Source organism: Lactococcus formosensis (genome assembly GCF_037892375.1).
Lineage (GTDB): Bacteria > Bacillota > Bacilli > Lactobacillales > Streptococcaceae > Lactococcus > Lactococcus formosensis.
In genome coordinates, this window is the sequence record NZ_CP141721.1 from 394913 (window position 1) to 409228 (window position 14316).

Annotated in this window: 12 protein-coding genes and 1 tRNA gene; all 13 read right to left on the reverse strand. The window is 39.9% G+C overall.

Features of this window, described 5'->3' with window-relative positions:
* Positions 1–353: 353 nt before the first annotated feature.
* Positions 354–896 (reverse strand): TIGR01440 family protein, encoded by a 543-nt coding sequence (locus VNN39_RS01920; RefSeq protein ID WP_338997771.1) that lies wholly within the window; start codon positions 894–896, stop codon positions 354–356.
* Positions 877–1359, reverse strand: a complete 483-nt coding sequence (locus tag VNN39_RS01925) for an ECF transporter S component (protein WP_165711861.1) — start codon at positions 1357–1359, stop codon at positions 877–879. Before VNN39_RS01925 ends, VNN39_RS01920 begins: the two co-directional genes overlap by 20 nt.
* A complete protein-coding gene (locus tag VNN39_RS01930) occupies positions 1356–2189 on the reverse strand; it encodes a pyridoxamine kinase (protein WP_338997772.1) in 834 nt (277 codons plus the stop codon). Before VNN39_RS01930 ends, VNN39_RS01925 begins: the two co-directional genes overlap by 4 nt.
* The gene (gene truA / locus VNN39_RS01935) at positions 2182–2928 is read right to left on the reverse strand and encodes a tRNA pseudouridine(38-40) synthase TruA (RefSeq protein WP_017369409.1); all 747 of its coding nucleotides are present in this window, start codon (positions 2926–2928) and stop codon (positions 2182–2184) included. The genes VNN39_RS01930 and truA overlap by 8 nt, the downstream gene beginning before the upstream one ends.
* A gap of 349 nt (positions 2929–3277) precedes the next feature.
* A tRNA-Arg gene (locus VNN39_RS01940) sits at positions 3278–3351 on the reverse strand.
* A gap of 63 nt (positions 3352–3414) precedes the next feature.
* Positions 3415–4788 (reverse strand): LCP family protein, encoded by a 1374-nt coding sequence (locus VNN39_RS01945; RefSeq protein ID WP_096368688.1) that lies wholly within the window; start codon positions 4786–4788, stop codon positions 3415–3417.
* 94 nt (positions 4789–4882) lie between these two features.
* The gene (locus VNN39_RS01950) at positions 4883–5398 is read right to left on the reverse strand and encodes a GNAT family N-acetyltransferase (RefSeq protein ID WP_338997773.1); all 516 of its coding nucleotides are present in this window, start codon (positions 5396–5398) and stop codon (positions 4883–4885) included.
* A complete protein-coding gene (tsaE, locus tag VNN39_RS01955; protein ID WP_096369373.1) occupies positions 5395–5850 on the reverse strand; it encodes a tRNA (adenosine(37)-N6)-threonylcarbamoyltransferase complex ATPase subunit type 1 TsaE in 456 nt (151 codons plus the stop codon). Before tsaE ends, VNN39_RS01950 begins: the two co-directional genes overlap by 4 nt.
* 107 nt (positions 5851–5957) lie before the next feature.
* Positions 5958–7319, reverse strand: coding sequence for a phosphoglucosamine mutase (gene glmM / locus VNN39_RS01960; RefSeq protein ID WP_017369413.1), 1362 nt, complete (start codon positions 7317–7319; stop codon positions 5958–5960).
* 37 nt (positions 7320–7356) lie between these two features.
* A complete protein-coding gene (locus tag VNN39_RS01965) occupies positions 7357–8310 on the reverse strand; it encodes a CdaR family protein (RefSeq protein WP_017369414.1) in 954 nt (317 codons plus the stop codon).
* Positions 8310–9137 (reverse strand): diadenylate cyclase CdaA, encoded by an 828-nt coding sequence (gene cdaA / locus VNN39_RS01970; RefSeq protein ID WP_096368690.1) that lies wholly within the window; start codon positions 9135–9137, stop codon positions 8310–8312. Before cdaA ends, VNN39_RS01965 begins: the two co-directional genes overlap by 1 nt.
* Before the next feature lie 114 nt (positions 9138–9251).
* Positions 9252–12902, reverse strand: coding sequence for a pyruvate:ferredoxin (flavodoxin) oxidoreductase (gene nifJ / locus VNN39_RS01975; protein WP_339007183.1), 3651 nt, complete (start codon positions 12900–12902; stop codon positions 9252–9254).
* Positions 12903–13155: 253 nt separating this feature from the next.
* Positions 13156–14292 carry a sn-glycerol-3-phosphate ABC transporter ATP-binding protein UgpC gene (locus VNN39_RS01980; RefSeq protein ID WP_339007185.1) on the reverse strand — a complete coding sequence of 379 codons (1137 nt, stop codon included), beginning with the start codon at positions 14290–14292 and terminating at the stop codon, positions 13156–13158.
* Positions 14293–14316: the final 24 nt, after the last annotated feature.

A 14316-nucleotide genomic window follows, 5' to 3' on the forward strand; every position in this document is an offset into this window, starting at 1 on the left:
ATCCACAAATGGTGGTAGCGAAACAAAAAAATAAGCTCCCTTTTGTAAGGGAGCTTCTGACTTTACCGCAAAAAGCGGTGCCCGAATATTATTCTATATGATTTTGATTTTTTTGTCAAGGTCCTAGATTTTATCTGGAGTAAAAAAGAGGATAAGAACTCCTATCCTCCTTTTAGAAATTAGTGAATATCAGTCGAACTCGCGAGCAACTGGTTTCTCTCTGAGGTCAACTACTTCGACTTTAAATGTCATCTGCACCTCCCTCTTTAATGTTAAATTCATTTTCTCACACTTTGTCCTTATTACCAACTGATATGCAAAATTTCCAGTAAGGCACTTATCCAGACTTTTACTTACTCATAACTTGCACGTTCCCCACCAATAAGCTTAGGACGCGATTTAAGAGCTGTGACATGCGCTCCGCCAAGTTCTTTCAAGACAGGTCGCACAGGGATTTGGACATGCTTCACATGCATGCCAATAGATGTGTTACCAATATCAAGGCCAGCATATGCTGTGATATGCTCAACTTCTACTGGTGCCTTAAACAGCTTATAAGCTGCCACTTGCCCACTTCCTCCTGCATGAAGCTGTGGCACAACAGAAACAATTTCCAAGTCTTTTTTATCCGCCAATTCTTGCTCTACAAGTAAAGCACGGTTAAGGTGTTCACAAGCCTGGACAGCTAAATAAATTCCACGTACCTTGAGTGCTTCGTAAATCGTTCCAACAATTACTTCGCCAATCTCAGCTGAGGAGTTTTTGCCAATTGTGCCGCCATTGACTTCGGAACTAGATAGGCCTAAGACAAAAATCTGTCCAGCTTTTATCTCTGTTTTTGCAATAACGTCTTCAATAATTATTTTTGTTTCTTCTTTAATTTGTTTTAAGTCCATGAAGAGCACCTGATTTCTTAAGAATTTCTGTGAGAAGTAAAGCAAGGACAAAGCCAGCACTGGTTTGCACAGCATTAATTGCCATATCTGGTACTGCCACGGCCAAACTTCCAACAATAAACATATCTGCTATAAAATAACCGCCGACCATAACCACAGTAGCCAACACGTAATTAAGTACTTTGCTTTTTGTTATGACACCTAAATAACCTTGGAGTCCATGAATGACTAAAGTAAAGAACATGTATGCCGCATATCCCGCAATAAAATCATTGAGAAATCCTGCTAGTGCACCAACAATTAGACCTTCACGTTTTCCAAGAAGCATCGCTGTCGTGAAAATACCCGCATCGAGTAAGGTAAAATAACCACCAGGAATAGGTATTTTTGTGAAATAACCCAAGACAAATGTCAAAGCAGCTAACAGAGCTAACAGGGTTAATTTTTTAGTTGAGTACTTCATTGATCCTGCTTTCTTTTACTTTTTAACGTCTGTTCAAATTCTACGCCGTAACGCTTATCAGCAGACTTCGGTGTATTTTTTATTGATTTAACTACAAAGTCAACAGCTTCTCGTGTTGCTGCGGTTAAAGTTTTACCATTAGTTAATTCTGCAGATAAAACAGAACCGAAGATGTCTCCAGTGCCATGATAAGCCCCTGGCAATTTTTCTGCCAAAACATAGTCGATCTGCCCGGTGCTTCTTGCTGCAGCAGCTCCAATGTATTTTTCATCAAGCATAACACCTGTCAGAACAATATTTTTTGCCCCACGTGCTTGCAATTTTTCAATGAGCATTTCAATGAAGCCCTCTGTCTGAACCCCTTCTTGATAAGGAGTTCCTGTGAGGAGACACGCTTCTGTGATATTGGGCAAAAGGACATCTGCATAAGGCAAAAGCTTACCCATTTTTTCTACAAAGTGCATGTCAAACACACTATAAAGCTCCCCGTGGTCTGCCATAACCGGATCAATAATGGTCAAATTATTTTCATCTTTATATATATCAATTAAGCCTTTGAGCACGTCAATTTGTTCAGCAGAGGCCATAAAGCCACTGTATATTCCATCCATCTGAAGATTTAGTTCTTGCCATGCTTGAATAATGTTGCGCATTTCATCTGTAAGATCAAGATAAGTAAAGTTTGTAAAGCCACCTGTATGTGTTGATAAAAGCGCTGTTGGCAATAATCGACACTCAATACCATACGCACTAATAATCGGGAGTGCCACGGTTAAGGAACAACGACCCACGCAAGAAATGTCATGTACAGCAACAATATTTTTAGTCAAGATAAATTACCTCCTTGAGATAGAGCCCTTCTGGGGCAGCAGTCGGACCTGCTAGGTCACGATTTTTACTTTCTAAAATCTTTTTAATCTGGGAAACAGGCATCCGCCCATTCCCTATCTTGATAACAGTTCCCATCATATTACGCACTTGTTTATAAAGAAAACCGTTACCACGAAAAATAAATTTATAATTTTCATTGTCGAGTTTCACGATTTCAGCTTGAGTAATCGTTCGGACCTTATCTTCAACTGTAGCACCAGCTGCTGTAAAGCCAGTAAAATCGTGCGTACCAACCAAATCCGCTAGAGCTTGTCGCATCAAATCTTCATCAAGTTTATAACGAAAATGTGCACGATAAAGGCGATGAAAGGGGCTTCGAACTTTACTATTTTCCAGAAAATATTCATAAATTTTTTCATGCTTGTTAAAGCGAACATGAAAGTCCTCTTCAACTTGTGTGACTTCATGAAAGGCAATATCTGATGGGGTTTGCGTGTCCAAAGCAAAACGTAAACGTTCTTCATCTCGCTGCCCTTGTAAGTCGAAGTGAATCCGTTGAGCATGTGCATGAACACCTGAATCAGTACGCCCTGAACCATGCAATATTACAGGCTGATGAGAATTTAGCTTTGTCAAGACTTTTTCAATTTCTTCTTGGACAGTCCGTTGATTATTTTGAGTTTGAAAACCTGCAAAATTTGTGCCATCATAAGCAATCGTTGCCATATATCTAGTCATGCTTATATTATAGCAAAATCAAGAATATATTTGTCTAACATAATTTAGAGTTTCCTCACCATTCTACATAATCCTCACTCTATTTTGAAAGCCCTTTAGTGTCTTAGAGCTTACATTGATGAGGTTAGAGCCTATTTCACAAATGTACGCCATGTGTCTATATAACGTGTTAAAAACGCCCACGAGATTTTTACTCACTGTACTGATAATAACCGTACGACAGTTAGATTACTACTGTCGGAATCTTGCATAGAATAAAACAATATAGATTTGGCACAAATTTGGCTCAAAACACAAAAATGAGTATAAAAAATGCCCCGCCACGAAGGCGGAGCGAGGTTTGGCACCATGATCCGAGGGGGATTCGAACCCTCGACCGTTCGCTTAGAAGGCGAATGCTCTATCCAGCTGAGCTATCGGACCAAAATAGACAAGTAGAATTTTTCACTACTTGTCTAGTCTATCATATTTTTCTAATTGAAGCAATTATTGTCCTGTATAAGGATCAACATAGGCAGTTGTATCATCTGCGTTAGCACCTCCCATTCCTGGGTCAGTAGTTCCATATGCTGTACTATCGTCTACTGAAGCCCCGTAAGGGTCTGGGGTGGTTGCACCAGTCTGACTTTCCTCAGAGGAATTCGTTTTATCAGATGAGCTTGGTTTATCACTTGTCGCTGCACTACCATCTGTCGCAACATAGGTAGCAGAATTGCTGCTATCAAGATTCACAAAAGAACCATTGACATCAATACCATAAACCGTTGATTTGCCATTTTCTGTCACTGTTGCTGAAGGCATGAAATAAGCGTCAGGTATATTACCTGTTAATGTTTCATAAGTGATCAAATTATTACTCAAACTATTGCTAGTCTCTTTTTTCAGTGAGTTACGTAAAGCATTTTGAACTGCTAATGTCGTATTTGTAGACAAAAGCTGATAAGATCCACCATCTCCTGGATTCATATAATCAATCCCTTGATATTGAATCGAAACGATTTTATTAAAACAATCCTTATAACCTAGTAAAGAAGTTAATGTTGAACCGTTGATTGGAATATTTGTTTTGATGTCTTCACTAATATCATCCAAGAATTTTTGATATTGAGTAATGTTATTCAACGCTAAGAGCTTTGTCACTACTGCTGAAATAACTTCACGTTGGTGCGCTGCACGGCCGTAGTCTCCATTAGGTAAATGATGACGATCACGCGAATAAACAAGCGCTTGATCACCATTAATATGTTGTTTGCCTGGTGGAACTTTCGCAGTGTACTCCGGCTCTGTATCAGAGATATAAAGTGTCTGTCCAGTGGTATTGTCAATATCAATACCACCCACATCATTAACCAAGTTGACAAGACCATCAAAATTAATCATGAGGAAATTATCAACATTGATTCCAGCTTGTTCTCCAATCGTCTTCATGGCATATTGCACACCTGTTTCCAGTCCTCCTGCATTATACCCCATTGGATAAGCGGCGTTCATCTTCTGTGTCGAAATAGTATTACCCTTATCATCCAAAATGTTAGACATAACATCTCGTTCAAGAGATACCATCGTTGTTGTATTCGTTTTGGGATTAAGCGTCATCACAATCTGTGAGTCTGAATTTCCATCCCAGCTTGTTGATCCTCCGCGACCAGCTCCGCCAGTATCGACACCCATGAGTAAAATTGTTAATGGCTCAGTTGCCTTAATAATTTTCCCCGCATCTGTACTTCCAACTTCAGCATAGGTTTTCGAGAATGCTTTTGTTGTGCTATCTAAAACTGTCGAAACATAGACAGTGGCTGCTCCAGCCGTTAAGGCGATGATCCCAACGATCATCAACAGCGATTTTTTCCAAAGTTTCATAGTAAAATTATATCAAATTTCAACAAATAAACAACAAGAAATGAAAAAAGCGACTAAATAGACATTTTTTTCCTATTTGACCGCTTTGTTTAGCTTAAAAAAACTTGACCATTTGATACACATCTATCAGCTGTCCATCCTCATCACGTGCACCGTATTTTTGAATTGTTTCAAGATCAAAACCAAACTTTTTATATAAATGAATTGCTGCTTTATTACGCTTTTGAACAGTTAATTCAAGTCGCTTTATCACATCCATTTCCTCAATCCATTCAAGAGCATCTTCAAATAGAAAAGAACCAATACCATAACCTTGAAATTGTGAACTCACAGCAATAAAAATATCCCCAATATGGCGTATGCGATAATGAAAATCTGCTGTGATATGCAGCACACCAGCAATTTCTTGACCAACAAAGGCCAGAAAATAAGCATTATTGTCTTTCGTAAGAATCTGCGCCAAGTAATCTTGCATTTGAGTGGGAGACATAAGAATCCCAGCTTCATCTAAAGTCAAAAAATGACTTTCTTTCCCTACATGATTAAGAAAAGCAATGAGTGCTATACTATCTTCAGGAGTTGCTTCGCGTATCAGTAACTCTGTACTCATAATTCTCCTAGTAATGCTTCATAGCGTTGCCCGTGTGGAAAGAGCTCCAAGACACGTTCAGCATCTGTTGCAAAGCCCTCTGCGTATTTATCAAGCTTTACTTCTAAATACGCATCAGGTAAATTTTCACCTAGCAACTCGCCCCATTCAATAACAGAAACTCCTTCGCCAAAAAGATAATCGTCAAGGTCAAAGCTATCAGGATCATCTCCTGCACGGTAAACATCCATATGATATAAAGGTAGCTTTCCTTCGTCATATTCCCGCACAATGGTGTAAGTGGGGCTCTTAATCATCTGTGAAATTTCTAAACCTAAAGCTAAACCCTTTACAAAGGTTGTTTTACCTGCGCCAAGTTCACCTGTCAAAACAATAATATCTTGTGCCTGAAGAAGGCCACCTAAACGCTCAGCAAATGTGAGCATTTTTTCTTCATTAACTTTTAATCTCATAGCTTTATTATAGCACAACTCACAGCGTGAAATTCAGTAATCACGCCTGTCCTGTTTTGAGCGGTGAATATTGCACCAAAAAAAGATTCCTTACGAATCTTTTTCTTTTATAGTTTTACACCAATCTCTTCTTTGACTACTTCTACAATAGTATCAACTACTTCATTTACTTCTTCGTCTGTTGGTGCTTCCGCCATAACACGGAGAAGTGGTTCTGTTCCGCTTGGACGTACGAGAATACGCCCCTTACCATTCATTTTTTCTTCCATGGCTGTAATAACTTCACGAATAGCTGGAATATCCATTGCACCTTCTTTAGCAGCGTTATTTGCTACACGAACATTTACAAGTTTTTGGGGATAAATTGTAACTTCAGCCGCTAATTCTGATAATTTTTTACCTGTTTCACGCATGACTTTTACAAGTTGAATCGCTGAAAGTTGGCCATCCCCAGTTGTATTGTAGTCCAAGAAAACCATATGACCTGACTGTTCGCCACCAAAGTTATAGTTGTTTTTACGCATTTCTTCAACGACGTAGCGGTCACCTACTGCCGTTACAACCGAGTTCATACCAGCATCTTCCAGCGCCAAGTGGAAACCAAGATTAGACATAACAGTCGTAACTACAGTATCTTTTGCCAATTTTCCTTGTTCGAGGAGATACTTACCAACGATGAACATAATTTTGTCACCATCTACGATGTTACCATTTTCATCTACTGCAATAAGACGGTCTGCATCACCATCAAAAGCCAAACCGATGTCACTACCTGTTTCAACGACTGTGTCTGCTGTTTTCTCTGGATGTGTTGAGCCAACACCGTCATTAATGTTAAGGCCATTTGGATTTTCACCGATGACTGTGAGTTCGGCATTTAAATCAGCAAATACAGCACGGGCAGATGTATATGATGCACCATTAGCCGTATCGAGTACAATTTTGTAACCTTCAAAATCTCCTTCAGCTGTTGTTTTCAAGAAGGCTTGATATTTACGTACAGCTTCATTATAATCGTGTAAAATCCCTAAGCCTTCAGCAGAAGGACGCGGTAATTTATCTTCTTCAGCATCAATCAATGCTTCGATTTCTAACTCTTTATCATCATCAAGTTTAAAACCATCTGCTCCGAAGAATTTAATTCCGTTATCTAAGGCTGGATTGTGACTGGCAGAAATCATGACACCCGCAGAAGCGTCTTCTTTACGTACCAAATAAGCAACACCTGGTGTAGCGATAACACCCAAGTCATAAACTTCAATCCCTACTGATAAGAGACCTGAAATAAGGCTAGTTGAAAGCATTTGCCCAGAAATACGTGGGTCACGCGCTACATATACTTTTGGTGTTCCAATTTCGTGTTGGCTAAGGACATAGCCACCAAATCGCCCAAGTTTAAAGGCCATTTCTGGTGTTAACTCTACATTAGCTTCTCCGCGAACACCATCTGTTCCAAAATATTTACCCATTTTATTCTTCTCTTTTCTTTTTTACTTATTTATTTTTTTATTTTTTTACTGGAGTCAATGTGACTTCTACTTGACTAGGTTTTACACTTGCCCCATCTGCTTGGATATCGACATTCACTGTTTCTTTTTCTTTAATGTCAGATATGTCTACAGTCGCATCAACACTGTCAATCTTATCGAGAGCACTCTGTTCACCTGAAATTGTTACTGTTTTCTGCGAGAGCGTAGTCTTCATATCTGAGAGACTTTGATCAAGCGTGCCCGTTTTCTTCACATTAACTGGGACTGTTTTAGAGGGCTTCTCCACACTCACTTTCATTTGCACTGTCGCTGGACTGATTTGTGCGGGGAGTAATTTCCCATCAGCATCAACTGCATGTAAGGTAACTGTACCAGAGTAATCATCATTCAAGTATGCATCACTTGGCAAGGCTGCTTGAATGGCATGAATTTGTTTGATACTTGTTTCACCTGCTGTCACCTTGACTTTTTCTTGACTTAGCTTGATGTCATTAACTTTGAAACCATCTGGAAGCTGCGCTTGTTCAATCAACGGCGTAACATTAAATTCAGCACTGGCTTTCTTTTCTAGACGAACAGTCAAGGTTGTCGGTTCAATTTGTGCGTTTATACCATTAGGAAGTTGTTGAATACGCACAGGCATCGTAACTGTTCCTTCTTTTGCATTAGACAAATCCACCACAAGATAGAAGTTCCGTGAGTCAGGGTTTTCTTCTGTATTAATTTGAACACGATTGTAACTCGTCAGGTAGACATTTGCAGTATTATTATAACCACTGGCAAAATATTCATCTGAATTATACTTGATTTCAATAGGTACATTGGAAATCGTTGTTGTATAAACCTCTCCAGTTGTTGAATTTCCTTGATTTCTCAATGCAGCAGAGCTAGCATTAAAGAATAAAATCACTGCAAAGAAGATGGAAGCTAAGATTGTAAAAAGTTTTGAAGCGAAAAAACTATTTTTCATTATTTTTTGCCTCCTGTTTGTTCTGGTCCCAAAATAGCAATAAGTTTTTCATGGAACACTTCTTTTGAAATATCTGCGTACAACTCGCCATTATAAGCGATAGATATCCCTCCTGTTTCTTCCGAAACAACAAGAACTAAAGCATCTGAAGCTTCTGATAAACCAATAGCCGCACGATGTCGGGTTCCAAACTCTTTAGATATCCCAGTCTTCTCAGTTAAGGGAAGATAAGCGCTGGTCACAGCAATTTTATCGTCTTGAATAATCACAGCACCATCATGTAAAGGAGTATTAGGAATAAAGATGTTGATGATCAACTCACTGGAGATATCTGCATCTAACCTTATCCCTGTTGAAGCATACTCACTTAGTGTTTGTGTTCGCTCAATAGCAATAAGTGCTCCAATTTTCCGCTCAGACATGTAGGCAAAAGATTTTTCATATGCATCTATATAGCTATTGATAGAGCGATTGCGTCCTCCGGATAACCTATTGGTCGTCCGACCTAAGCCTTCCAAAGCTCTACGTATTTCTGGCTGGAAGATAATAACACCAGCAATTGCACCATAGGTAATCACTTGGTTAAGTAGCCACTCCAACGTGGTCAAACCTATCAAACCAGCAACTATCCTAATGAGAACAAAAATAATGACACCGCGTACTAGGCTTACCAACTTTGTACCTTGTACAAAACGCATAGCTAAATAAAGAAAAAAACTGACTATAGCGATGTCAATGATTGAAATGAACACACGCCAAGGCGATTGGTTTAGTTCTAATATCTTTTGCCAGAAGTCAAGATTAAAAATTTGACTAAAATCACTCACATACTGCCCTCCTCACTGACTTACTCTTTTTCATTATAACAAAAATCCTTTTCTTTATGTTATCTTCTACATTCAAAGAAAAAGTGACAATTTTAGCATTGCCACTTTTAGACTTTATGATTTTGCTTGACGTGCTGCTTTTCGTGCTGCTCGTCTTGCTTCACGTTCAGGATCTACCGAGCGTTCTTTTCGTTCTCTTTTTTCGCGAACCGGTTTTTCTTCATTTTTATTAGAATTCTTTGCTTCACGGGCAATAAATTTCTCGTAATCTCCCGACATTCGTGCATATCGTAGGAATTTTTTCTTCGCATCTGCTGCAGCCTTTGCATAAAGCAACTCTGCTTGCTCCGCATTGACCTTCATAAGATTGGCAAAACGAGATTGTTTTACCAATAATTCTCTGACTTGACTAAAATCTGGACGTTTAAAATCCAAAGTAAGAGGATTTTTTTCTACTTCTTCAAGTGCTGGATTATATCGGTAAAGTTGCCAATATCCACTGTTTACTGCGGCTTTTGCTTCATCAAGAACCTTGCTCATGCCCTCATAGTTCCCATGGGTTATACATGGTGTGTAGGCAATAATTAGAGAAGGACCATTATGTTTTTCCGCCTCATCAAAGGCTTTGATTGTTTGCATCATGTTTGCACCACTTGCGATTTGTGCCACATAAACGTTACCATAAGTCATGGCCATAAAGCCAAGATCTTTCTTCGCAGCAACTTTACCCCCTGAAGCAAACTGTGCAATCGCACTTGCTGGTGTCCCTTTGGAAACTTGACCACCAGTATTGGCATAAACTTCATTATCCATAACGAGGATATTTACATCTGCGCCGCTGGCAATAACGTGATCCAAACCACCAAATCCAATATCATAGGCCCAACCATCCCCACCAAAAATCCATTGTGTAGGTTTTACAAATTGGTCTTTTTCTTTATATATTTCTTGCAGGAGAGCTGAATTTTCTTTTTCTTCTTTGAGCAAAGCTTTGAACTTTTCGGCGCGTGCGCGTGTGCCTTCAGAATCCTCCAGATGCGCCACCCAATCTTCAGCTAATTGTGCTAAGGTATCCGACATCTCAGGTAGTGCTACCTTAACTTGCGCTGCAAGTTTTTGTCGTCTTGTTTGACTTGCAAACCACATACCATAACCGTATTCAGCATTATCCTCAAAGAGTGAATTTGACCATGCTGGTCCTTGACCTGCATTATTAGTAGTGTAAGGGGCAGCTTGTGTTCCACCATAAATAGATGAACATCCTGTAGCATTAGAAATCATCATACGATCACCAAACATCTGTGTGAGAAGCTTGATATAAGGTGTTTCACCACATCCAGAACACGCACCAGAAAACTCAAAGAGCGGTTGGTTAAACTGTGTAGCAGCGACAGTACCAGAGCGTGCTGGATTTTCCTTTTGCTTCAGTGTCATCCCAAAAGCCCAGTTGATAGCCTGAGATTTTTGACTCTCATAGGGTACCATTTTAAGTGCTTGACCTTTTTTCGGACAAGCTTCCACGCAAAGGCCGCATCCTGTACAGTCCTCGATAGAGACCTGAATCCGGTACTTCAAGCCGTCTTTACCACGGTAATCCATCACACTGAAGCCCTCTGGCGCCACATTCCATTCATCTTCATCTGCGAGGAAAGGACGAATGGCAGCATGAGGACAGACAAATGAACATTCATTACATTGAGTACATGCAGCACCATTCCATTCAGGAACTTCCAAAGCTATGCCACGTTTTTCAAAAGCAGATATCCCTAGCGGACTGTTTCCTGCCGTTACATTTGTAGCCACATCCTGAACAGTTAATTGATCACCTTCAAAAGCATTGACCTTGTCTAAAAAGTTAAAGACATAGCGTTTACGCGCTGTATCTGCTGGAGCAGCTTTAATAATTTTTTCTTCTGTATCCGCCCATGAGGTAGGTACTTTTACTTCATGTAAATGATGCAGAGCTGCATCCATCGCTTGTAAGTTTTGCTCTACAATCTTAGGAGATTTACGGGCATACTTCTGCGCATCCTCCTTAAGAATCTCATAAACCTTATCAAATGGCATAATATCGGTCAGCTTAAAGAAAGCCACTTGCATGATGGTATTAATGCGACGTCCTAAGCCAGTCGATTGTGCTATTTTCGCAGCATCAATTGTATAGAAACGAATTGCTTTTTCCGCAATATACTTTTTAAGCTGAGCAGGTAAATTTCGATCAAGTTGTTCATCTGTCCAGCTTGTATTGAGGAGGAAAATCCCTCCAGGACGTAAGCCTTTTGTTAAATCGTATTGACGCACATAGGTTGTATTATGGCAAGCTACAAAGTCAGGATGCGAAATCATATATTCCGACTGAATAGGACTGTCACCAAAACGCAAGTGACTTACGGTCAGGCCACCCGATTTTTTCGAATCGTACTCAAAGGCGCCTTGAACATATTTATCCGTATGGTCACCGATGATTTTAATAGCAGCTTTATTCGCACCTACAGTCCCATCTGAACCAAAGCCCCAGAATTTTGCTTGATAAGTATCTGCTGAAGTGAGGTCCAAGTCCCCTGCAAGTGGTAAGGAAAGATGTGTCTGATCATCATCTATGCCGATAGTAAAACTTTTCTTCACAGATTTATTTTTCAGCTGCTCGAAAACCGCCATGATGTGCTCTGGTCGCGTATCTTTACCACCTATGCCGTAACGTCCGCCAATAACAGAAATATTTTGCTCAAATAGCAAATCTTTAACATCAAGTAAAAGAGGCTCAGCATTACTTCCTGCTTCTTTTGTCCGGTCAAGTACAGCAAGTGAAGTTACAGTTTTAGGTAATTTTTCAAGAAAATTTTCTGATGGAAATGGACGGTAAAGATGGATATTCAAAAACCCTACTTTACGCCCCTGATGATTCAGGTAATCAACAGTTTGTTTAACTGTTCCTGCAACAGATCCCATACTTACAATAACTTCTTCGGCGTCTGGTGCTCCATAGTAATCTACCAAATCATAGTCCGTCCCACGTAAATGGTTTATTGCACGCATATATTTTTGCACACGTGCAGGAAGTTCTTCATAATAAGGATTGACCGTTTCACGCTGTTGGAAGTAGATATCAGCGTTCTGATTGGTTCCCGAAACTGTGGGATGATCTGGATTCATCGCACGTTGACGGAAAGCATTTAACTTCTCTTGGTTAATAAGTTGTGCTAGGTCTTCGTAATTTAGAACCTCAATTTTTTGGATTTCGTGTGAAGTGCGAAAACCATCAAAGAAATTTAAAAAGGGCACAGATGCTTCAAGCGTTGTCAAATGAGATACAGCTGACAAGTCCATAACTTCTTGGACACTAGATGCTGCTAACATGGCAAAGCCTGTCGATCGCGCTGCCATAACATCCGAATGATCGCCTGAAATATTTAGTGCACCTGTAGCGACAGCACGCGCTGCCACGTGAATAACCCCCGGAAGAAGTTCACCTGCCATCTTGTACATATTGGGCAACATCAGCAAAAGTCCCTGAGATGAGGTAAAAGTTGTTGCTAGAGCGCCCGCTTTTATGGCACCATGCAAAGCTCCAGCAGCACCTGCTTCTGATTGCATCTCGCTCAGTTTAACAGGTTGTCCCCAAATGTTTTTGCGGCCCGATATCGACCAAGCATCTGTATAATCAGCCATTGGTAAACTCGGCGTAATGGGGTAAATCATTGCAATTTCAGAGAAAGCATACGCAACATGTGCGGCTGCCATATTCCCATCCATAGTTTTTTTCATGATAAAGTCCTTATGTAAAAGCATTTATTTGGTTTTTCATCAGAAGAAACGGTGTCATTTGTTTTTTCTGTGGAAATATTCCTGAAAATCCAAGAGCTCTTACGCTTAAATTTTTGACTACTTCTATTTTAGCACTTTTAACTATAGGCTCCATGAGTGATGAGTGTCAAACACTTTTGACAAAAAGAGCTAGAAAAAGCAGATACCCGTAATAAGAATCTGCTTTTGTGGATAAAAAATTATCAGAACTCTATTAACCTTCCGTAATACGTATTTCGGTCTCTTTATCAAAGAAGTGCGCTTTATTAAGGTTAAGTGTAACAGTGATTTTTTCGCCAGGCTGGCGGAAGTCCCTTGCTTCTACACGTGACACAAGCTCTGTATCTCCTGCCTTAAGATAAAGTATTGTTTCAGCACCCAAAAGTTCTGAGACAGTGACTTCAGTTTCAATTTGTGCTTCAGGATAAGCCTCCTCAGCAAGAATTGAAGCTGAGATATCTTCTGGTCTTATCCCCATAATGACTTCTTTTGAAGAATAACCTTTTTCTTTAAGAAGCTTGTGTTGGCCTTCTGGAAGTGTTAAGCTAATGCCTTTCCCGATGAGTTTATTACCTTCAATCTTGAGATTTAAGAAGTTCATCGCTGGGCTACCGATGAAGCCAGCAACGAATTTTGTCGCTGGTTCATTGTAAAGTTCTTGCGGCGTTCCGATCTGCTCGATACGTCCGACAGTCCCTGATTTGTCAGCGTTCGGTGTTGAACTCATAATGACGATACGATCTGCAAGGGTCATCGCTTCAGTCTGGTCATGTGTGACATAAATAGTTGTGGCTCCTATACGACGGTAAATTTTAGCAATTTCTGTACGCATAGAAACACGGAGCTTGGCATCCAAGTTCGACAAAGGCTCGTCCATAAGGAAAACCTTAGCATCGCGAACAATGGCACGGCCCATAGCCACACGTTGACGCTGTCCACCAGACATATCTGCAGGTTTACGATCGAGTAAATCGGTCAGCCCAAGAATTTTTGCTGCATTTTCTACACGTTGTTTAATATCCTCTTTTTTATGTTTTCGCAGCTTAAGTCCAAAAGCCATATTGTCAAAAACAGTCATATGAGGATAAAGGGCATAGTTTTGGAAAACCATAGCAATATCACGATCTTTTGGTGCAACATCATTCATCAGTTTACCATCAATGGTAAATTCACCTTCTGTGATATCTTCAAGGCCTGCAATCATGCGTAAAGTTGTTGACTTCCCACAGCCTGATGGTCCAACAAAGACGATGAATTCTTTGTCTTTAACATCTAAATTAAAATCTTCCACTGAATATTGTGTAGCATTCGGATATTTTTTATAGACCTTGTCTAATTTAAGTGTTGTCATTGCTTCTCCTTTACCTTGCTGTAT